The organism is Crossiella sp. SN42 (assembly GCF_023897065.1).
In the GTDB taxonomy this organism is placed as follows: domain Bacteria; phylum Actinomycetota; class Actinomycetes; order Mycobacteriales; family Pseudonocardiaceae; genus Crossiella.
The window spans coordinates 27,603-47,827 of record NZ_JAMHIV010000017.1 but is presented as its reverse complement, the minus strand read 5'-3'; the positions used below and the strand labels follow the sequence as shown (position 1 = coordinate 47,827).

The 20,225-nt window shown below is 71.5% G+C and carries 17 protein-coding genes and 1 riboswitch; of the genes, 6 read left to right on the top strand and 11 right to left on the bottom strand.

The genetic code is table 11. From position 1 onward, the window contains the following. Positions 1-19: 19 nt before the first annotated feature. Together M8C13_RS20975 and M8C13_RS20970 are read right to left on the bottom strand one after the other, a co-directional pair. The gene (locus M8C13_RS20975; RefSeq protein WP_283666073.1) at positions 20-790 is read right to left on the bottom strand and encodes an HAD-IIA family hydrolase; all 771 of its coding nucleotides are present in this window, start codon (positions 788-790) and stop codon (positions 20-22) included. A 69-nt stretch (positions 791-859) separates the two neighbouring features. Continuing rightward, complete coding sequence (locus tag M8C13_RS20970) at positions 860-1,348, bottom strand: MarR family winged helix-turn-helix transcriptional regulator (protein WP_252482344.1); 489 nt, start codon at positions 1,346-1,348, stop codon at positions 860-862. 125 nt (positions 1,349-1,473) lie between these two features. Here M8C13_RS20970 and moaA point away from each other — a divergent pair, with 125 nt between their 5' ends. Both moaA and M8C13_RS20960 read left to right on the top strand, forming a co-directional pair. Next, complete coding sequence (gene moaA / locus M8C13_RS20965) at positions 1,474-2,538, top strand: GTP 3',8-cyclase MoaA (RefSeq protein WP_374213112.1); 1,065 nt, start codon at positions 1,474-1,476, stop codon at positions 2,536-2,538. Between the two features lies 1 nt (position 2,539). After that, complete coding sequence (locus tag M8C13_RS20960) at positions 2,540-2,794, top strand: MoaD/ThiS family protein (RefSeq protein ID WP_252482343.1); 255 nt, start codon at positions 2,540-2,542, stop codon at positions 2,792-2,794. Between the two features lie 9 nt (positions 2,795-2,803). Here the strand turns inward: M8C13_RS20960 and M8C13_RS20955 are convergent, their stop codons facing one another. Next, positions 2,804-6,022 carry a BTAD domain-containing putative transcriptional regulator gene (locus M8C13_RS20955; RefSeq protein ID WP_252482342.1) on the bottom strand — a complete coding sequence of 1,073 codons (3,219 nt, stop codon included), beginning with the start codon at positions 6,020-6,022 and terminating at the stop codon, positions 2,804-2,806. Between the two features lie 132 nt (positions 6,023-6,154). Between M8C13_RS20955 and M8C13_RS20950 the strand changes: the two genes are divergently transcribed. Together M8C13_RS20950 and M8C13_RS20945 are read left to right on the top strand one after the other, a co-directional pair. After that, positions 6,155-7,021, top strand: coding sequence for a phosphatidylinositol-specific phospholipase C/glycerophosphodiester phosphodiesterase family protein (locus M8C13_RS20950; RefSeq protein WP_252482341.1), 867 nt, complete (start codon positions 6,155-6,157; stop codon positions 7,019-7,021). Positions 7,022-7,246: 225 nt separating this feature from the next. Further along, a riboswitch (cyclic di-AMP (ydaO/yuaA leader) is annotated at positions 7,247-7,417 on the top strand. Next, positions 7,417-8,097, top strand: a complete 681-nt coding sequence (locus M8C13_RS20945) for a transglycosylase family protein (protein ID WP_252482340.1) — start codon at positions 7,417-7,419, stop codon at positions 8,095-8,097. It overlaps the preceding riboswitch by 1 nt. 73 nt (positions 8,098-8,170) lie before the next feature. On the opposite strand, the gene M8C13_RS20940 is transcribed toward M8C13_RS20945, so the two are convergent. From M8C13_RS20940 to M8C13_RS20925, 4 genes are all read right to left on the bottom strand, one after another. Beyond that, positions 8,171-9,118, bottom strand: coding sequence for a molybdenum cofactor biosynthesis protein MoaE (locus M8C13_RS20940; RefSeq protein ID WP_252482339.1), 948 nt, complete (start codon positions 9,116-9,118; stop codon positions 8,171-8,173). After that, positions 9,097-9,582 (bottom strand): cyclic pyranopterin monophosphate synthase MoaC, encoded by a 486-nt coding sequence (gene moaC / locus M8C13_RS20935; protein WP_308202834.1) that lies wholly within the window; start codon positions 9,580-9,582, stop codon positions 9,097-9,099. Before moaC ends, M8C13_RS20940 begins: the two co-directional genes overlap by 22 nt. 26 nt (positions 9,583-9,608) lie before the next feature. Continuing rightward, positions 9,609-11,003 carry an NAD-dependent malic enzyme gene (locus M8C13_RS20930; RefSeq protein WP_252482338.1) on the bottom strand — a complete coding sequence of 465 codons (1,395 nt, stop codon included), beginning with the start codon at positions 11,001-11,003 and terminating at the stop codon, positions 9,609-9,611. Between the two features lie 112 nt (positions 11,004-11,115). Beyond that, positions 11,116-11,301 (bottom strand): hypothetical protein, encoded by a 186-nt coding sequence (locus M8C13_RS20925; protein ID WP_252482337.1) that lies wholly within the window; start codon positions 11,299-11,301, stop codon positions 11,116-11,118. A gap of 73 nt (positions 11,302-11,374) precedes the next feature. On the opposite strand from M8C13_RS20925, the gene M8C13_RS20920 reads away from it, so the two are divergent. Continuing rightward, on the top strand, positions 11,375-13,630 hold the full coding sequence (locus M8C13_RS20920; RefSeq protein ID WP_252482336.1) for a helicase-associated domain-containing protein: 2,256 nt from the start codon (positions 11,375-11,377) through the stop codon (positions 13,628-13,630). Between the two features lie 287 nt (positions 13,631-13,917). Next, positions 13,918-14,652 carry a hypothetical protein gene (locus M8C13_RS20915; protein ID WP_252482335.1) on the top strand — a complete coding sequence of 245 codons (735 nt, stop codon included), beginning with the start codon at positions 13,918-13,920 and terminating at the stop codon, positions 14,650-14,652. A 72-nt stretch (positions 14,653-14,724) separates the two neighbouring features. Here M8C13_RS20915 and M8C13_RS20910 read toward each other — a convergent pair whose 3' ends face one another. The 4 genes from M8C13_RS20910 to M8C13_RS20895 are packed head-to-tail and all read right to left on the bottom strand — an operon-like array spanning position 14,725 to position 19,712. Continuing rightward, positions 14,725-15,330: an ATP/GTP-binding protein gene (locus M8C13_RS20910; RefSeq protein ID WP_252482334.1), complete on the bottom strand. Its 606-nt coding sequence runs from the start codon at positions 15,328-15,330 to the stop codon at positions 14,725-14,727. Then, entirely contained in the window at positions 15,311-15,916 is a 606-nt protein-coding gene (locus tag M8C13_RS20905) for a DUF742 domain-containing protein (RefSeq protein ID WP_252482333.1), read from the bottom strand. The genes M8C13_RS20910 and M8C13_RS20905 overlap by 20 nt, the downstream gene beginning before the upstream one ends. A gap of 24 nt (positions 15,917-15,940) precedes the next feature. Beyond that, complete coding sequence (locus tag M8C13_RS20900) at positions 15,941-16,363, bottom strand: roadblock/LC7 domain-containing protein (protein ID WP_252482332.1); 423 nt, start codon at positions 16,361-16,363, stop codon at positions 15,941-15,943. 37 nt (positions 16,364-16,400) lie between these two features. Next, entirely contained in the window at positions 16,401-19,712 is a 3,312-nt protein-coding gene (locus M8C13_RS20895) for a nitrate- and nitrite sensing domain-containing protein (RefSeq protein WP_252482331.1), read from the bottom strand. Positions 19,713-20,225: the final 513 nt, after the last annotated feature.

The following is a 20,225-nucleotide window of genomic DNA, read 5'->3' as shown; positions in this document are numbered from 1 at the left end:
GGAAGGTTAGGCCCCGGGGTCACACCCCGTCGGGGAAGGGGTTGTCCGCGTGGCCGACCAGGTCCGCGATGGAGTCGATCACCCGGGTCGGCCGGAACGGGAAGCGGTCCGCGGTGTCCTCGGTGGAGATGCCGGAGAGCACCAGGATGGTGTGCAGCCCGGCTTCCAGGCCGGAGCGGACGTCGGTGTCCATCCGGTCGCCAATCATCAGCGCCCGCTCGGAGTGCGCGCCGATGGAGCGCAGCGCGGAGCGCATCATCAGCGGGTTCGGCTTGCCGACGAAGTAGGGCGCGCGGCCGGTGGCCTTCTCGATCAGCGCGGCCACCGAGCCGGTCGCGGGCAGCACGCCCTCCCGGCTCGGGCCGGTCTCGTCCGGGTTGGTCGCGATGAACCGGGCGCCCGCCTCGACCAGGCGGATGGCCTTGGTGATGGCCTCGAAGCTGTAGGTGCGGGTCTCGCCGAGCACCACGTAGTCCGGGTCCCGGTCGGTGAGCACGTAGCCGATGGAGTGCAGCGCGGTGGTCAGCCCGGCCTCGCCGATGACGTAGGCCGAGCCGTTGGGGCGCTGGGAGTCCAGGAACTTGGCGGTGGCCAGCGCCGAGGTCCAGATGGCCGACTCCGGCACGTCCAGCCCGGTCCGGCGCAGCCGGGCGCGCAGGTCCCTCGGGGTGTAGATGGAGTTGTTGGTCAGCACCAGGAAGCCGACGTCGAGCGCGCGCAGCTCGCTGAGGAACTTGTCCGCGCCCGGGATCAGGTGCTCCTCGTGCACGAGCACGCCGTCCATGTCCATCAGGTAGTTCCACCGCGGGTTCTCGGTCACCGCGCCATGATCCCCCACCGCGGCCGGTGCGGCCATCGTTCAGCGCGTCTCGTTCAGCCGGGCGATCTGGGCGCGCATCATCTCGATGGAGTCGCGGGTGTACCGGGTGATCACGTCGATCTCCTCCGGCCGGTAGCGGCTGACCATCTCGGTCACGCCGTCGACCAGGCCGCGGAAGATGTGGTCGTAGCGGCCCTCGTTGCACTGGGTGACCTCGACCAGCACCTTGCGCCGGTCGTGTGGGTCGCGCACCCTGCGCACGAAGCCGGCCCGCTCCAGCCGGTCGATCACGCCGGTGACCGCGCCGGTGGACAGGCCGGAGAGCTCGGCGATCCGGCCGGCGGTGAGCGGTCCGGGCGAGTGCAGGGCCAGGTCGAGGCACTTGTGGTCGGTGCCGGACAGGCCCATCCGCTCGGCCGCGGCCGCGTGGAAGGCGATGGTGACCGAGCTCATCTCCCGCCCCAGCTTGGCCAGGGTGACCGCGGCCTCGCTGCGCCCGTCCGTTGTCGTGGCGCTGTCACTGCTCATGCCCGCTCCACCTCTCTCCCGACCGCCGAAGTACCTCTGTAACTAAGAGACTTACAGGATGGCTAACTTCTCAGTCGACACAGACTAGACGTTCTCTGTCAGGAAGAGCGATTACGCTCGGAGGGGTGACAGCGGTACAGCTGGGTATGCCCTCGATCGCCACCGGTCCCCCCGTCGGGCCTGCCGGTCGGCCGGACACGCCCGCGCTGCTGGACTCCTACGGGCGAGTCGCCACTGACCTGCGGGTTTCCGTGACCGACCGGTGCAACCTGCGCTGCACCTACTGCATGCCCGCCGAGGGCCTGGACTGGCTGGCCAAGCCGGAGCTGCTGGACACCGGCGAGCTGGTCCGGCTGATCGAGATCGCGGTGCACAAGCTCGGCATCACCGAACTGCGCTTCACCGGCGGCGAGCCGCTGCTGCGCAAGGACCTGGAAGAGGTGCTGGGGGCCGCCGCCGCGCTGCGGCCCCGGCCGCTGATCTCGCTGACCACCAACGGCGTCGGCCTGGTGCGGCGGGCCGAGGGCCTGGCCGCGGCTGGCGTGGACCGGGTGAACGTGTCCCTGGACACCGTCCGCCGGGACCGCTACGCCGAGCTGACCAGGCGGGACCGGCTGCCGGACGTGCTGGCCGGGCTGCGCGCGGCCAAGGCCGCCGGGCTGGATCCGGTGAAGGTCAACGCGGTGCTGATGCGCGGGGTGAACGAGGACGAGGCGGTGCCGCTGCTGGAGTTCTGCCTGGACGGCGGGTACGAGCTGCGGTTCATCGAGCAGATGCCGCTGGACCCGCAGCACGCCTGGGACCGGGCGGCGATGGTCAGCGGCCCGGAGATCCTGGCCGCGCTGCGCACCAGGTTCACCCTGGACCCGCACACCGCCGAGCGGGGCGCGGCACCGGCCGAGCGCTGGCTGGTGAATGGCGGACCCGCCACCGTCGGCGTGATCGCCTCGGTGTCGCAGCCGTTCTGCGCCGCCTGCGACCGGACCAGGCTGACCGCCGACGGCCAGATCAGGTCCTGCCTGTTCGGCACGCACGAGACGGACCTGCGCGGCGCGCTGCGCGCGGGCGCGACGGACGAGGAGCTCGCCGAGCGCTGGCGGGCGGCGATGTGGGCCAAGCCCGCCGGGCACGGCATCAACGAGGTCGGGTTCGCCCAGCCGGTGCGCCCGATGAGTGCGATCGGAGGCTGACGTGGCATCGGTGACCGTGCGCTACTTCGCCGGGGCCAGGGCCGCGGCCGGGGTGCCGGACGAGGCGGTCGAGCTGACCGGGGTGTCCACCGTGGCGGATGTGCTGGACCTGGTGCGCGGCAGGCACACCGGCAGGCTGACCGAGGTGCTGCCCGCGTGCAGCTTCCTGCTCAACGGGGTCGCCGTGCGCGACCAGGCCACCGTGGTGCCGGACGCGGCCGAACTGGACGTGCTGCCACCCTTCGCGGGCGGCTGATCCTCTCCTCTATATAGAGGTGTCGTCGAGCAGCTTCCGGACGTCCTCGGCATCCGGCATCCCCATGTCGGCGAACAGCCCCAGCGCCAGCTCCCACTCCCGCCGCGCCAGGTCCGGCGCACCGCGCTGGTGGTGGATCCGACCGGCCAGCAACCGCGCTTCCGCCTCGCCCGGACGGTGGCCGGTGCCATCCAGGGTGTCGATGGCGCGGCGCACCAAGTCCTGGGCGTCATCGACCTGCCCGGCCGCAAGCCTGGCCTCAGCCAGCGCGGTCAACGCATGCCCTACTTCCAGGCGGAAGCCGTGTCGGGAAGCGAGCGCCAGAGCCCGTCCGGCATAGTCCGCCGCTTCGCCTGGCCGGTCCAGGCGGCGGAGAGTAAAACTCATGGCCACCATCGCCTCGATCTCGCCGAAGCCATAGCCGATCAGCGTGGACTGGCGGAACGCCTCAGTGCACACCTCCAGGGCCTGGTCCGGCCGGCCACCACGCAGGTGGAGCTTGCCGGTCGTGATCATCGCGTCGATCTCAGCCCGATGATCACCGGCCTCGCGAGCGACTTGACGAGCGCGTGCCGCTGACGCAATGGCCTCGTCGAGTTGTCCACGCGCGCCCCGGACAGCCGCCAGATGCTCGAAGGAGTCAGCTTCTTCGCGGCCGAGTTCCGCGTTGATCTCCAGGGCCAACCGGCTCCAGTCCAGGGCCGCGTCGAAATCACCGGTGAGCAGGCGGTTGAACGACAAGTTGACCGCAGATACCCCTTCCCCGAACCGGGATCCAATGCGGCGACACAGCTCGATCGCCTCCAGCATCAGCTCCATGGCGTGCCCGAGCTCTCCCCGTCTGCACATGACCGTGCCAAGGTTCACCAGGGCCTGGGCGACCTGTTTGGTCGATCCGCGACTTCGCCAGTAGGCAAGCGCCTGAGTGGTCGTCGACTCCGCATAGGCGATGTTGCCCGACTCCAACCCCAGGATCCCGAGGTGCAGGTTGACTCCGGCCAGCACCTCCTCGCCCACGGCGGTGTCGCTGAGCAGTGCCTGTGCCCTGCGATAGGACTGACGAGCACGCTCGTAGTCACCGACACTCCAGTGAGCCGTGCCGACACCGTCCAATGTGGACGCGACCATCAGGGAGTTGCCGCTGCGCTCGGCGGCCCGGAGTGCCGCTTCCGCCGCGATGAGCCATTCCGCCCGGTGGTCATAGAAGTAGAAGTAGTTCCGCAACGCCCGGACCAGCGACCAGGAGATCCACGGATGGCCGGTGTCGTCAGCCGCCTGGACGATCGCGAGGATGAGGCCCCGCTCGAGGTCCAGCCAGGCCAGCGCCTGCTCGACGTTCTTGAACGACTCGATGCCCCGGGTGCCCGGCTGGTCCAGCTCCGCGGACAACGGCTCCGACATGATCAACTCTGCGGCGTCGTGGCTCGTCCCCAGGATGTAGTTGAAAAGCCTGGTCAGTGCATGCCTGTCGGCCGGCTCAGCCTTTTCCCTGGCGTACAGGCGGAGCAGGTCGTGATAACCGAACCGGTCCGGACTGGCCTGCTGGAGCAGGCTCACCGCGACCAGATCGGTCAGGACTTCACGAGTCCGGTCGACGGTCCAGTCGAGCATCGCCCCGGCGGCCCGGAGACTCAGGTCCGTGCCAGGGGCAAGCGCGAGAGTCCGGAAGGCGAGCCGCCGGTCGGCGGCCAGCTCGGCGTAGGACAGGTCGAAGGCCAGGCGGACCGCAGCCGCGGCGTCACCATCGACGGTCAATTTCTCCAGCCGGTCACCCTGCCGCAGCTGGACCACGAAGTCACTGATCCGATGACCGAGCACATTGGCCGCGGCGACCCGCAAGGCCAGCGGCAGATGGGCGCAGACTTCGGACAGGGCGGCCACTGACTCCGGCTCGGCTCGCACCACGTCCTGACCGAGGATGCCGGTCAGCAGCTCTACCGACTCCTCGGGATCGAGCACGTGGACCGAGAACCGGTGCGCGAACTCCGCGAACTCGGTCCGGCTGGTCACGAGCACGGCGCACCCCGGCGCTTCCGGCAACAGCGGGGCGAGCTGGGCGGGGTCGGCGGCGTTGTCCAGCAGCACGAGGATCTTGCGGTTGGCGAGGAGGCGTCGGTACATCGCGGTCTGCGCCTCGACCTGCACTGGCACCTGTTCCGGCTGGATCCCGAGTGCCCGCAGGAACCTGGCCAGGATCTGTCCGGCGGCCAAGGCGGGTTCTGGCGCGTAGCCGCGCAGGTTCACGTGCAGCTGGCCGTCCGGGAAGCGGCCGCGGAGCCGGTGCCCGACGTGCACGGCCAGCGCGGTCTTGCCCGCTCCTGGCGGTCCGGACAGGGCGACCAGCCTGGGCTCCGATCCGGTGAGGGCCGAGCTGATCGCCTCGATCAGCGCTCGCCTACCGACGAAGTCGGGGATGTCGGCAGGCAGTTGAGCGGGAACAGGTCCGGTTCGCGGCGCTTTGCGTTCCGCGCGCGCATATAGGGAGGTGTCGCCCCGGAGGATCGCCTCGTGCAGCGCGCGCAGGGCGGCCCCAGGCGGCACACCCAGCTCGACCTTCAGGTGACCGGTCAGCCGAGTGAAGGCGTGCAGGGCCTCCGCCTGTCTTCCATCACGGACTTGAGCGAGCATCAGCTGCGCCCAGAAACGTTCACGCAGCGGATGTCGAGCAGTCAGCTCGGTCAGCTCACCGATCACCCCGGTGTGCCGACCGAGGTCCAGGTCCAACTCAATGCGGCGCTCCAGAAGCACCAGTCGCTGTTCGGTGAGGCGTGCCGCGTCGGTCTGCCGCAAGGGCTCTGAAGGAACGTCCGCCAGGACCGGGCCGCGCCACAGGGCCAAGGCCTCGGCCAGGTGGACGCGTTCGGTCTCGCTGTCCTCAGCGGCGCGGGCTCGTTCGGCACTGGCGATCAGGCTGCGGAGGCGGAACAGGTCAAACTGCTCCGGCTCAGGGTCGACGCGGTAGCCACGTTCAGTCGTGGCGATCAGGTTCGGACGGGCCAGGGTCTGGCGGAGGCGCTTGATGTAGGTGTGCAGGGCGGCACGCGGGTTCACCGGAGGCCCGGACTCCCACAACGTGCCGGTCAGCTCCTCGATGCGGACCTCTTCGCCGGCCTGCAACAGCAGTGCGGCCAGCAGCACGCGCTGCTTGGCCGCGCCGATGACCAGTGGCCTGCCCTCCGCCCGGACCTCCAGCGGCCCGAGCACCCGAAACTCGATCTCCGGTGCCATCGCCTCCCCTGCCTTGGCCGATGGTCGCACGGACCGATGGCCCTGGCACGGCAACCAACCGGCCGGACCACGTTCACCGGCCGGTCGTTCGTCCGCTTTACTTTGCGCCCCAGGCTCACTCGGGAGGTCGGTGTGCGGATCGGGTTGCGGGCGGCGCTGCTGGGTCTGGCGGTGGCCGGGTTGCTGGGTGGGGCGGTGGCGCCGGCGGAGGCGGCCGGGCGGGTGAAGCCGCTGGCCCAGGCGCACGCGCACAACGACTACGAGCACGGGCGGCCGTTGCTGGACGCGCTGGCGCACGGGTTCACCAGCGTCGAGGCCGACATCTACCTGGTGGACGGGGCGCTGCTGGTCGGGCACGACCCCGGCGACCTGCGGCCGGAGCGGACGTTGCAGGCCCTGTACCTGGAGCCGTTGCGGAAGCGGGCGCTGGTCAATGGCGGGCGGGTCTACCCGGGGCGGGCCGGGCTGTTCCAGCTGCTGGTGGACATCAAGACCAACGGGGCCGCGGTCTACGCCGAGCTGGACCGGGTGCTGCGGTCGCCGCGGTACTCCTGGATGTTCAGCCGGTACCTGCACGGCTGTGTGCTGCGCGGGGCTGTGACGGCGGTCATCTCCGGCGACCGGCCGAGGGCGGTCATGGCTGGTCAGCGGGACCGGCTGGCCTTCTATGACGGACGCCTCACCGATCCGGCCGACCTGGGTCCCGGCGCGGACCCGGAGCTGGCGCCGCTGGTGTCCGACAACTGGACGAAGCTGTTCGCCTGGCGGGGTGAAGGCGAGATGCCCGCCGCGGAGCGGGCCAAGCTGCGGGAGCTCGTCGGGCGGGTGCACGCGGGCGGGCAGCGGCTGCGGTTCTGGGCGACGCCGGATGTGCCGGGGGCCGCGCGGGCGGCGCTCTGGCGGGAGCTCGCGGCGGCCGGGGTCGATCACCTCAACACCGACGACCTCGCCGGGCTCGCCGCGTTCCTACGGGGTCACTCGGGTGCCGCGACGGGGTGAGCCACGCCTCACCGACGGTGATTGATCTCGGTAAGGACACGGCGCGGTAACGGCAGACTGACCTGGGGAGACACCCGCCATCGCAGAACTCCGCCAAACGTTACGGTGACGACGGTCACAGTCCAGAAGGTTTGGCGGACCCCCGCTGCGTTACGTACGGTCGCTTCTCGGTCGGCCCCGAACCGGCCAGCACGACGGGAACTCGTAGCGCCAAGCCCTGTCCAAGCGAGTTCCCGACCAAACCCCGAGCGAAACTTCAACTGGACAGGGGCGGGGGAACCAACTCCGGGCGAGCAGTCAGCGCCCTTGGGGTGAAGCCGGTGAGAACCGGCCGGGCCAGCACCACCGGTCCGAATCCGACAGCTCACCTCGTAGGCGCGGTTGGCGAGAGGGAAATGGCTTCTTACCGAGGCAAGCACCGCAAGCAGTCCAACATCACCCGCACCGTGGCCCGCGTCGTCGTGGCCGGTGCCGTCGTGGCCGCCCCGATGGCCGTGGCCGGTACCGCCAGCGCTGCGAGTGGCGTGAACTGGGACGCTCTTGCCAAGTGCGAGAGCGGCAACCGGTGGAACATCAACACCGGCAACGGCTTCTACGGCGGCCTCCAGTTCGACCGTGGCACCTGGCTCTCCAACGGTGGTGGCCAGTACGCCCCGTACGCGCACCTGGCCACTCGTGAGCAGCAGATCGCTGTCGCTGAGCGCCTGTACGCGGCCCGCAAGCTGACCCCGTGGCCGAGCTGCGGCAAGAAGGCCGGTGTGGCCGGTGGCGGCGGCGGCAACGCCAAGCCCGCTCCCGCCCCGAAGCCCGCGGCCAAGCCGGTCGTGAAGAAGCAGGCCGCGCCCAAGCCCGTGGTCAGCAAGCCGGTCATCAAGCCGGCCGCTCCGGTCCAGCCGGCTCCGGTCGTCACCGACAAGAACGGCGCGGACTACACCGTCGTCGCGGGTGACACCCTGTCGACCATCGCGTCGAAGCTGCAGGTCAACGGTGGCTGGAAGGCGCTGTTCGAGCGCAACAAGGACATCGTCAAGGACGCTGACCTGATCTTCCCGGGTCAGAAGCTCGACGTGAAGTGAGTCCACTGACTCGCTGAGCACATTCCGCGAAACCCCCGGTCGTTCACGTGGCGACCGGGGGTTTTGTGTTCGTTCAGGGGCAGTTGACCCATTCCTCGGCGCCGTCGGTGAACAGCTGGCGCTTCCAGATGGGCAGGCGGCGCTTGACCTCGTCGACCAGGTCGGCGCAGGCGGTGAAGGCCTCGCGGCGGTGCTCGCCGGCCACCGCGCAGGCCAGCGCGGCGTCGCCGATCTTGAGCTGGCCGATCCGGTGGCTGACCGCGATGGCCCGCACGCCCCGGTGCCGCAGCGCGATCTCCCCGGCGACCTCGGCGATCACCTCGGCGGCGCTGGGGTGCCCGCTGTACTCCAGCTCGGTCACGCCGCGGCCCTCGTCGTGGTCGCGGACCACGCCGGCGAAGGTGACCACCGCGCCCGCGGCCGGATGGGCCACCAGGCGGGCGTGTTCCTCCACGTCAACGGGGTCCTCGGTGACCTCGGCGCGCAGCACGGCGGCCGCCGGGCCGGTGCGCGGACCGCCGCCGGGGGCGTGGTCGCCGCCGCGGAGCTGGCTCACCGCGTGGTCCAGCACGCCGTCCAGCACCGCCAGACCGTCCCGCACGCCGCCCGTGGAGCCCGGCAGGTTCACGATGAGGGTTCTACCGGCCACCCCCGCCAGTCCGCGCGAGAGGGCCGCTGTGGGCACCTCAGGCCGTCCCGCGGCCCTGATCGCCTCGGCCAGGCCGGGCACCTCGTAGTCGAGCACCGCCCTGGTGGCCTCCGGGGTGCGGTCGGTGGGGCTGATGCCGGTGCCCCCGGTGGTGATCACCACGTCGACCCGTTCGGTCACCGCCTTGCGCAGCGCCTGGCCCACCGGATCGCCGTCGGGCACCACGTCGGCCTCGGGCACCCAGAAGCCGCGCTCGCGCAACCAGCTGACGATCACCGGGCCGGTGCGGTCGGCGTAGACGCCGCCGCTGGCGCGGTTGGAGGCGGTGACCACCCGGGCACTGCGCGGGCTCACGGCTGCGGTCTCGTCCATAGTCCCGTCTTCCCACCCTCCTTGCGGTCAACCCGGACGGCGTCCAGCACCGCTGCCGGGTCGACCGCCTTGACCATGTCGTGCAGGGTGAGCCCGGCGACGGCCACCGCGGTGAGCGCCTCCATCTCCACCCCGGTGCGATCGGTGGTGCGGACCGTCGCGGTGATCATCACCTCGGCCTCGCCCAGCGCCAGGTCCAGCTTGACCCCGGCCAGCGCGATCGGATGGCACAGCGGCACCAGGTCCGGGGTGCGCTTGGCGCCCATGATCCCGGCGATCCGCGCGGTCGCCAGCGCGTCGCCCTTGGGCAGCCCGTCCCGGCGCAGCAGCTCCACCACCTCGGCGGTGGTGCGCAGCACGCCGGAGGCCACCGCGCTGCGGCTGGTCGCCTCCTTGCCGGAGACGTCGACCATCCGCGCCGCCCCCGCCGCGTCGACGTGGGTCAGCTCACCGCGTTCACTCACAAGGGAATGCTAGGCCCCTGACCGGTTCAGCCCGACACGGCCGATCCGGCGGCCTTGCGCACGGCCTCGGCCACCGCGGGCGAGACGTTGGTGTCGAAGACGCTGGGCACGATGAAGGAGGCGTTGAGCCGCTCCGGGGCGACCACGTCGGCGATCGCGCCCGCCGCGGCCACCAGCATGTCGTCGGTGATGGTGTTGGCGTGCGCGTCCAGCAGGCCGCGGAAGACGCCGGGGAAGGCCAGCACGTTGTTGATCTGGTTCGGGTAGTCGCTGCGGCCGGTGGCGACCACGGCGGCGTGCTGCTGGGCCTCCAGCGGGTCGATCTCCGGGTCCGGGTTGGCCAGCGCGAACACGATGGCGTCCTTGGCCATGGTGGCCACCTGCGCGGCGCCGAAGAGGTTCGGCGCGGAGACCCCGATGAACACGTCCGCGCCGACCAGCGCGTCGTGCAGGCTGCCGGTGACCTGGCCGGCGTTGGTGTTGTCGGCCACCCACCGCAGGTTCGGGTCCATGCCCTCGCGGCCGGGGTGCACGATGCCGTCCACGTCCACCGCGATGATGTCGCCCGGCTTCTGCTTGAGCAGCAGGCGGATGATCGCCGAACCGGCCGCGCCGACGCCGCAGACCGCGATCTTGGTGTCGGTGATCTCCTTGCCCACCACGCGCAGCGCGTTGCGCAGCGCGGCCAGCACCACGATCGCGGTGCCGTGCTGGTCGTCGTGGAAGACCGGGATGGACAGCTTCTCGCGCAGCCGGGCCTCGATCTCGAAGCAGCGCGGCGCGGCGATGTCCTCCAGGTTGATGCCGCCGTAGACCGGGGCGATCAGCTCCACCGCGCGGATGATCTCCTCGGTGTCCTGGGTGTCCAGGCACACCGGCCAGGCGTCCACGCCGGCGAACTTCTTGAACAGCACCGCCTTGCCCTCCATCACCGGCAGCGCGGCGGCGGGGCCCAGGTTGCCCAGGCCCAGCACGGCCGAGCCGTCGGTGACCACGGCGACGGTGTTGCGCTTGATGGTCAGGCGGCGGGCGTCCTCCGGGTTGGCCGCGATGGCCTGGCAGACCCTGGCCACGCCGGGGGTGTAGGCCCTGGAGAGGTCGTCACGGTTGCGCAGCGCGATCTTGGAGGCGATCTCCAGCTTGCCGCCCAGGTGGATCAGGAAGGTGCGGTCGGAGATCTTGCGCACGGTCACGCCGGGCAGCAGGGCCAGCGCGTCGGTGATGTCGTTGACGTGGTTGGCCGAGATCGCGTTGCAGGTGATGTCCACGATCACCCGGTCGTTGTGCGACTCCACCACGTCGAAGGCGGTGATCACGCCGCCGACCCGGCCCACCGCGCTCGCCAGGTCCCCGGCCGCGCTCGCCGATGGCGGCGCCTCAAGACGGACGGTGATCGAATAACCCGGACCAGGAACCGGCATTGGTGGCCTCCAAGACAACGCTTTCAACCGAAGAGCGTAGTCCCGGGTTACTTAAAGTACGCACGCGGCTCGGAAAGCTGAATCCTCGCCGAGCCGCGTGAACCGGTTCCGCCTACTTGTTGATCACCGTGGTCGGGTGGTGGTAGGGCACCGACTCGAACGGGAAGCTCACCTCGCCGAACGGCGACTGCGCGCCCTGGAGATGGCTGACGAGCTCGCTGACCGCGTGCTCCTTCTCGGAGGGACCCTCCGGCCAGGTGGGCTCGATCCGCTCCGCGTGGCGCTCGGCCTTGGACACGTCAATCCTCCTCTGTCGTCGTACGCGCCATAGTGTGCCCGACGATCCACCGCGGGCAGATACCGTGGAGGGGATGTCCGGTCCTTCACTCGCCGCGTGGCTGCGCGCGCAGGACGAGACGAGGCTCGCCGCTCTGCTGCGCGCCCGCCCCGACCTGGCCACCCCCTCCCCCGGCGACACCAGCGTGCTGGCCACCAGAGCCGGCATCCGCGCCTCCATCGCCAGGGCCTGCGAGGACCTGGACTCCTTCACCCTGACCGTGCTGGAAGCCCTGCTGCTGGCCGGCGCGGACACCGCGCCGCGGCCGCTGACCGAGGTCTCCGCGCTGCTCGGCAAGGGGGTGCCGGTCAAGGCGACCAAGGCCGCGGTGGAGCTGCTGCGCTCCCGCGCGCTGGCCTGGGGACCGGACACCGCGCTGTCCGTGCCGCCCGCGGCCACCGAGGCGGTGACCCTGTTCCCGGCCGGTCTGGGCAGGCCGGACCCCCGGCTGGACGGGGCGGACCTGCCCGCGCTGCTGGCCGAGCTGGACGAGACCGAGCGCAAGCTGCTGGAGACACTGGCCGACGGCCAGCCCACCGGGCGGACCAGGGACGCGGGCACGGTGGTGCCGCTGGAGAAGGCGCGCAACCCGGTGCAGAAGCTGCTCGCCCGCGGCCTGCTGCTGCGCCGGGACGCCGAGACCGTGGAGCTGCCGAGGCAGGTCGGGCTCGCGCTGCGCGGGAACCGGGCGTTCCGGGCCGTGGAGGTGACCGAGCCCGCGCTGGACACCGGCGCGCACAACCAGGCCACCGTGGACGCCACCGCGGCCGGGGCGGCGATGGAGCTGCTGCGGCAGGTCGAGGGGCTGATCGGGTTCTGGAGCGAGGAGCCGCCGCCGGTGCTGCGCTCCGGCGGGCTCGGCGTGCGGGAGCTGCGCAGGCTGGCCAAGGAGATCGACGTCGAGGAGCGCAGGGCCGGGCTGCTGGCCGAGCTGGTGGTCGGCGCGGGCCTGGCAGGCGACAGCGAGGCGGGCGAGCCGGAGTGGGTGCCCACCACGCTGGCCGACACCTGGCTGGTCGGCACCCCCGAGCAGCGCTGGGCCACCCTGGCGCAGGCCTGGCTGGACCTGCCCCGGCTGCCCGGCCTCTACGGCCGCCGGGACGAGAAGGACCGGCCGCTGGGCGTGCTCAGCGAAGAGCTGCGCCGCCCGCTGGCGCCCCGGGAGCGGCGGCGGGTGCTGGACGTGCTGGCCGACCTGCCGCCGGGCGCCACGGTCAAGGACGTGCGGCAGCTGGCCGCGGTGCTGGCCTGGCGGGCGCCCCGGCGCGGCGGCAGGCTGCGCGACGACCTGGTCGAGTGGACGGTGGCCGAGGGCACCGTGCTCGGCGTGCTCGCGCTGGACGCGCTGAGCGGACCGGGCCGCACGCTGCTGACCGAGGGGCCGACCGCGGCCGCCAAGACCATGGCCGACGCGATGCCGGCGCCGGTGGACCACGTGCTGGTGCAGGCCGACCTGACCGTGGTCGCGCCCGGCCCGCTGGAGGCCGATCTGGCCGCCGACATCGCGCTGGTCGCCGACGTGGAGTCCGCGGGCGGGGCGACGGTCTACCGGGTCACCGAGGCCACCGCGCGCCGCGCGCTGGACTCCGGGCGCACCGCGGCCGACCTGCACGAGCTGTTCCGGACCCGCTCGCGCACCCCGGTGCCGCAGTCGCTGACCTACCTGATCGACGACGTGGCCCGGCGGCACGGACGGCTGCGCGGCGGGGCGGCCGGGTCCTTCCTGCGCTGCGACGACCCGGTGCTGGTGGCCGAGGTGCTGGCCAGCGCGGAGGCCGACCGGCTGGCGCTGCGCCGGATCGCGCCCACCGTGCTGGTCAGCCCGATGAGCCTGGCCGAGGTGCTGGACGGGCTGCGCGCCGCCGGGTTCGCCCCGGCCGCCGAGGGCCCGGACGGGCAGGTGCTCGACCTGCGCCCGGCCGGCCGCCGGATCACCGCCCGGATCAGGCACCACCGCCGCCCGGTGGTGCCCGGCGGGCCGAGTGAGGAACAGCTGCTCGCGGTGGTCGCGCAGATGAAAGCGGGGGACGCCGCGGCGGCCACACCGAGGGGTGCCACAATCTCCCCGACGGACAGCGCGACCACCCTGGCCCTGCTGCGCGGGGCCGCCGAGGCGGGTCGCAGCGTCTGGCTCGGCTTCGTGGACAACCACGGGGTGGCCAGCCAGCGGGTGGTGAACCCGGTGAGCGTGGCCGGCGGCATGCTCGAGGGGTTCGACCAGGCGCACGGAACGCTGCGCCGGTTCCCGGTGCACCGGATCACCTCGGTGGCCGTTGTCGAGGACGCCTGATCTCGCTGCGCGCTTCACCCACTCCTCCGGCGGTCGCCGATCATGATGGCGCGACCAAGATCGAATACGGAACGACGTCGGACTGAATCGTTTCCGCCTGCGAATACGCGCCCAGTTCAGGCACAACGGTCCGATGTGGACGATCCACTCGTCCGGTCCGCCGGACCACCCGTTGTAGTGGCCTGTTCGCGCTTAGCGTTCTCCGCGGAGGTTGTCACCTGCACCGGCCACCTCCGACCGGCGGTCATTTCGACCGTGTAGACGAAACGACTGCGAGGAGGAATGGCATGACCATTTCCCGACTGGCCCTGCGCTCGGCCGCTGGCTTCACAGCGGTGTCCCTCGGCATGCTGGCCTGCGCCGGACTGGCCTCAGCCGACGACCGGCCGGACGACCGGCCGAACGTCAACGCGGGCGTGAACGCGGGCATCTCGATCAGCGGGCTCAACATCGGCATCGGCATCGGTGACATCGGCATCGGCATCGGCGGCGGCATCAGCCTCGGCGGCGAGATCGGCGTCGGCGTCGGCGTCGACCCCATCGACATCGGCGCGGAGGTCGGCGTGAACGCCGGGATCGGCGTGAACCTGAACGTGCTGGACGACGACGACGATGACGACGATGACGCGGACGTGCACGTCAGCCTGGGCGACGGGATCAGGAAGGCGGCCACCGCCAAGATCGCCGACCGGCAGGCCAAGGCCAAACCCAAGGTCCAGCCCAGGGCCGCGAACGACGTGCCGAACATCAACGTCCGGCCGACCGCGGGACTGAAGCTCACCGGGCTGAACCTGGGCGCCGGGGTGGGTGATGTGAAGGTGGCCGTGGTCGCCGACGCGGGCCTGGTCTGCTCGGCGGAGGCCGGGGTGGGCGTCAAGCCGATCGCGGCGGCGGCCGGAGCCGGGTGCAGCCCGACCGCCGGCGTCGGCCTGCACGTGGGCGATGACGACTCGCGGAAGTCCGCGGCGGAGCGGATCCGCGGCGCGGCGAAGGCCAAGATCACCGAGCGCGCGAAGCGCTAGCGGCGGTAGCTCGAAGCGCCCCGGCTGGTTCAGCCGGGGCCTTCGTGCGTTCAGGCCGGGTCCGGCCTGCGATCAGCCCGCGCGGACGGCCATCCACTGGCGCATGGCGTGCTCCACCAGGTGGATCAGCGCCTGCTTGGTGGACTCCCGGCTGCGGGCGTCGCAGGTGATGATCGGCACCGACTCCTCGATGGTGAGGGCCTCGCGCACGTCCTCGACGCGGTGGTGCAGCGTCCCGTCGAAGCAGTTGATCGCCACGACGTAGGGCAGCTGCCGGTCGTCGAAGAAGTCGATCGAGGCGAAGGCGTCGGCCAGCCTGCGGGTGTCCACCAGCACGACCGCGCCGATGGCGCCGCGCACCAGGTCGTCCCACATGAACCAGAACCGGTGCTGACCCGGGGTGCCGAACAGGTAGAGGATCAGGTCGCTGTCCAGCGAGACACGACCGAAGTCCATCGCCACCGTGGTGGTGACCTTGTTCGGCGTGGCGCTGAGGTCGTCGACCCCGACGCTGGCCTCGGTCATCACCGCTTCGGTGGTCAGCGGCACGATCTCGGACACCGAGCCGACGAACGTCGTCTTCCCGACGCCGAACCCGCCGGCCACCACGATCTTGGCCGAGGTGGTGGCCCGCCGGGTGTCCGGCGCGTTGCGGGGATTAGAGCCTGCGGAGGCCACTGAGCACCCTTTCCAGGAACGCAAGCGACGGCCGGTCCCCCATTACCAAACCGCCCTGGTGAATCGTGACAAGCCCGAGCCCCGCCATGTCGCCGATGAGCACCCGCACGACCCCCAGCGGCAGCCGCAGGTGCGCGGCGACCTCGGCGACCGAGCGGGCGTCCAGGCAGAGCCCGCAGATGGAGCGGTGTTCGGGCAGCACCGCGGCATCCCGGCCGTGGTCGCTGGTGGACACCAGCGCCTCGATGGCCAGGTCGTAGTCGGGGCGGGTACGCCCGCCGGTCCGGGTGTAGGGGCGCACCAGCGAACCGGTCTCGGTGAAGGGGTCCGGCTCGGCCGAGGCGGCCCCCGGCGCGGCCTGCTGGGGGATGGGGGAATCCTCGACCATCCCGCCGCCGAACAGGTCCGCGCCAGGGCCGCCGAACAGCCCTGAGCCCATCCCGTCCAGCCCGCCGCGCGGCGACAGCGTGTCCGGGTGCTCCGCCCGGAGTTCGCCGTCGTCGTCCGGCTCGTTGTATCCGAAGCCGCCCAGCGCCCACTCCTTGTAGTCGAACCGGTCGCCAGTGAAGCCTGAACCTGTGGTCATCTCCGCGTCACCCCCATCGACTCATTATCTGCGCACCACGCCGTGCAGCTGCGCGCGCAGTTCGGGGGTGAGCTGCTGACCGACCCGCTCCACGAGCAAGGTCATCTCGTACGCCACCAGGCCGATGTCGCAGTTCGGCGCCGCGAGCACGGACAGGCAGGACCCGTCACTGATCGACATCAGGAACAGGTAGCCCCGCTCCATCTCGACCACCGTCTGGGCCACCTCGCCCGCCTCGAAGCACCGAGCCGCACCCGCGGTCAGGCTGACCAGGCCGGAGGAGACCGCCGACAGCTGTTCGGCGCGATCCCTGGGCAGGCCCTCCGACCCCGCGAGCATCAGACCGTCGGCGGAGACCACGACCGCGTGGGCGACACCGGGCACCCGGCGCACGAAGTCAGTGATCAACCAACCGAAGCTGCCTGGCTGTTGGACTGACTCGGTCACGCGGACTCCTCCTCAAGGGCCGTCACCGCTGGCTCGTTCACGGCTGCTCCTCGTTCCTCGCCTGCCCGTTGGAGCGGGTCTCGTCGTCGTTCGGTCCCTGAGCCGACTCGTTCGTCAGGACATCGATCCTGGCGTGCCTTCCCCGGCGCAGACCCTGCTGGAAACTTGACATCCTCCCACGAACATTGTCCGCGGAGCGACCGGACGCCGGAGTCTTCGACGGCAGCGTCTGCTGACGGGGTGCCGCCGAGCCCGGCACCAGGTGCGCCTTCGGCACCCGCTTGGGCAGTCCGGACGGGGTCTGCTGGGACAGCGCCTTGGCACTGCTCAGCACGGCCTCGGCCTGCTGCCAGCCCTCATCGCCTGGCGAATGCCAGTCGGTGCTCGGGCGGCGTGCGGTCACCGTCTCATCCTGGAGGCGCGCGGCCGGACGTTCAACCGCCGGGCGCCGCTGCGGGGCCGGTTCGGGCTCCGGCTCCGCCTTGGCCACGGGCACCGCGGGCTGCGGCGCGGAGCGCTCGGCCGGGCGTTCCGGCTCGACCGCGCGCTGCGGCTCCGCCGGACGCGGCGGCTCGGCAGGCCGCTGGGGCTCTGCCGGACGCTGCGGCTCGGGCGCCCTGACCTGCTCGGTCTTGGGCTCGGGCAGCCGGACCTGCTCGGTCTTGGGCTCAGGCCGGGCCGGGGCGGCCTTGGACTTCACCGGCGGGACCGGGCCGAGGCCCAGGTCGCCGCGGTCGGAGCCGAGGTAGGGCGCGGCCCCGCCGACCGGCTCGCTGTCCACGGCCTGGAACCACTGCGAGAGCACCGCCTCGTAGATCGGCAGCCGCTCGGTGGGGGCGTCCAGGTCGTACTCGACGCCCTTGGGGCGCTCCCCGGTCCCGTTCAGCGCGCCGTAGGCAGGTGGCGTGACCGAGGCCCTGGGCACGATCGGGTTGCGGCCGGCCTGGGTCTGCTCGGCCACCGGTTCGGGCTCCGGCTCCGGGACGGGCTCCGGCTGCGGCGCAGGCGGCACCACGGGCTGGAAGATGTCCCTCGGCGCGGACAGCTCCGGCGGAGCCGCCGGGTCCTGCTCGCCCCGGCCGGTGAGCACCTGGACGGTCAGGTCCGGGTGGTCGCCCGAGTCCGCCACCGGGCCACTGACCTCGGCGGGCTGCTCCGGCTCCGCCACCGGCGGGACCGGCGGCAGGGACGGCTGGCTCTGCTCCGCCGGGGCGGAGTTGGAGGTGAACAGCGACTGGTGCTCGCCGGTGTTGATCACCGAGGCGGCGGTCTGCTGGTAGGGCGAGGGCACCGGCGGCTGCGACCCGGTGTGCGACTGGGTGAACAGCGACCCCGCCGAGGTCCGGCCCGCCGAGGGGGAGCTCAGCGGCTGGATCAGCTCGGCCGGGACCACCACGAGCGCGGTGGTGCCGCCCTCGATGTCCTCGTTGTTGCGCAGGCGGACCCGGATGTCGTGCCGCTGGGCCAGCCGGCCGACCACGAACAGGCCCATCCGCCTGGAGACCGCGACGTCGACCTCCGGCGGGTCGGCCAGCCGCTGGTTGTAGTCGGTGATCTCCTGCTCGGGCATGCCCACACCGCGGTCGCTGATCTCGATCGCCAGCTCGCCCTTGCGGGTGCGGGCGGTGCGCACGGTGACCTTGGTGTTCGGGTCGGAGAACGCGGTGGCGTTGTCCAGCAGCTCGGCCACCAGGTGCACCACGTCGTTGACCGCGCGGCCCATCACGGCCAGGTCGGGCACCGCGGTGACCTGCACCCTGGCGTACTGCTCGACCTCGGAGACCGCGGCGCCGACCACCTCGGCCACCGGCACCGGGCGGGTGAGCCGCCTGGTGAGGTCGGTGCCCGCGAGGACCAGCAGGTTCTCCGAGTTGCGGCGCATCCGGGTGGCCAGGTGGTCCAGCTCGAACAGGCTGGAGAGCTGGTCCGGGTCCTGCTCGTCCTGCTCCAGCCGGTCGATCAGGCTCAGCTGGCGTTCGACCAGCGCCTGGGACCGGCGGGAGAGGTTGACGAACATCGCGTTGACGTTGTCCCGCAGCAGCGCCTGCTCGGCCGCCAGCCGGACCGCCTCGCCGTGCACCGCGTCGAAGGACCGGGCGACCTGCCCGACCTCCTCGCGGGTGTGCACGGGCACCGGCTCGATGGCGGTCTTGGCCGCCTCGGCCGGGTCCGGCGCGGCCAGGATGCGCTCGACCGCCTCCGGCAGCTTCCGGTCGGCCACCTCCAGCGCCGTGCGGCGCAGGATGCGCAGCGGGCGCAGCAGCGAGTAGGCCACCAGCATCGCCAGGAACACCGCCAGCGCGAGCGCGGCCAGCACCAGGATGGAGCGGGTGGTCGCCGAGGCGCGCACGGCGGCCGCCGCGGCCGCGGTGTCCGCCTTGAGCTGGTCGATCAGCGAGTTCTCGACGCGCTGGGTCAGGTTGATGGTCAGCGTCGCGGCCATGTCCCAGCGGTCGGTGGCCAGGTTGCCGAAGGCCGCGGCCTGCGGGGCCTGCGGCTGGGCGGCCAGCTGGAGCACGGCCTCCTGCATGTCGTTGGCCACGTCGACGATCAGACCGGTGACGGTGTCGTCGTACTGCCGCCGCTGCTCCGGCGTCGCGGACTTGCGGAAGTCGTTGCGCGCGGCTTCCAGCTCGGCGTCCGCGGCCAGGATCTGCCTGGTCTGGGTCGGCTCGAACTTCTTCTGCTGCAGGATGTCCAGCAGGATCGCGCGCTTGCGGGAGACCTGCTCCTTGGCCCGGCCGAGGGCCACCGCGGCCAGCTGCAGCCGGATCAGCTCCGGCTCGTCGGCCTGGGTGCCCGCGATCTCACCCAGGTCCAGCAGGGCTCCGATGGACTCGGTGTAGTTGCGCAGGATCTCCGACTCGGGGTACGCGGTGACGCCCGCCACCTGGCGCAGCCGGTTCAACCGCTCCAGCTGCTGCACGACGGTGACGTAGGAACGCCTGGTGTCGTCATCCAGTGAGGGACCGACCTCGTTGAGCTGGTTGCGCAGCACCTCGGTGGCGTCGATGACGCGCTTGCGCTGGCGGTCCAGCACACCGACCTGGTCTTCCTTCTCGTTATCGGTGGAGGCGACGTAGCGGACCGTGAGGTCCCGCTCGCGCTGCATCTGGTGCACCAACGTGGCCACGCTGCCCTGCAACTGGGCCTGCGTCGCGAGCCTGGCCAGCCGGCCGGCCTGGTCGATCTCGTTGGTCACCTGGACGCCACCCAGCACAAGGGCGACCACCGTCGGGATGAGGAGTACGGCGAGCAGCTTGCTGCGCAGTCGCCAGTTGCGCAGGCGCCAGCGGGCCGTGCCCACCTCCTGCGCGGACTTGGCCTGCGATGGCTTGTCCGTGCTCACCGGTGTGGAGTCCGGTGTCGCGGCTGCCGGCATCTGCTTGGCCCCGTTACTCTTCGAAGCCGCCTCATCACCCTTTTCGGGGGTCTCCGAGCGCGGGGCTTCCCCCGCGCCACGCTGGCTGGGACCTTTCTCTCGACGGGCCACCCTGGGCTTCCTCTTCCAGCAGCAGTGTCCCGGTCCCTCCCCGGACCGAGGTTGGACTCGCGAATCGGGCCGAATTGCAGCACAGCTCCTACTCGGGACGCCAGGGGGGTTGGCGCCGAGCACACGCGTGGCAGAGCTGAACCACCAGCGGCTAGGCCGGAGAGCCTAGTGGGAATCCCCCACGGCGCGAAAGGGCAGGATTGCGCAACGTGTCCAAAGCTCTACCTGAAGTCCTGCTTGTGGGTGGTCTCTACCTCGTTAGCATCTACTTCCGGCACACTGCGACACTGCGCATAGACAGCGCGTGCACCGCGATGTAGGTCAGCCGTGGCAGCACGCGGCTAGAAGCAGGACGGCGAGAGGCTCTCC

Excerpts from the sequence above, each read along its gene's own strand:
- M8C13_RS20945 (WP_252482340.1), top strand. The coding sequence starts at position 7,417 with ATGGCTTCTTACCGAGGCAAGCACCGCAAGCAGTCCAACATCACCCGC.
- M8C13_RS20940 (WP_252482339.1), bottom strand. The coding sequence starts at position 9,118 with ATGGACGAGACCGCAGCCGTGAGCCCGCGCAGTGCCCGGGTGGTCACC.
- M8C13_RS20930 (WP_252482338.1), bottom strand. The coding sequence starts at position 11,003 with ATGCCGGTTCCTGGTCCGGGTTATTCGATCACCGTCCGTCTTGAGGCG.
- M8C13_RS20915 (WP_252482335.1), top strand. The coding sequence starts at position 13,918 with ATGACCATTTCCCGACTGGCCCTGCGCTCGGCCGCTGGCTTCACAGCG.
- M8C13_RS20955 (WP_252482342.1), bottom strand. The coding sequence starts at position 6,022 with ATGGCACCGGAGATCGAGTTTCGGGTGCTCGGGCCGCTGGAGGTCCGG.
- M8C13_RS20975 (WP_283666073.1), bottom strand. The coding sequence starts at position 790 with ATGGACATGGACGGCGTGCTCGTGCACGAGGAGCACCTGATCCCGGGC.
- M8C13_RS20970 (WP_252482344.1), bottom strand. The coding sequence starts at position 1,348 with ATGAGCAGTGACAGCGCCACGACAACGGACGGGCGCAGCGAGGCCGCG.
- M8C13_RS20905 (WP_252482333.1), bottom strand. The coding sequence starts at position 15,916 with ATGACCACAGGTTCAGGCTTCACTGGCGACCGGTTCGACTACAAGGAG.
- M8C13_RS20920 (WP_252482336.1), top strand. The coding sequence starts at position 11,375 with ATGTCCGGTCCTTCACTCGCCGCGTGGCTGCGCGCGCAGGACGAGACG.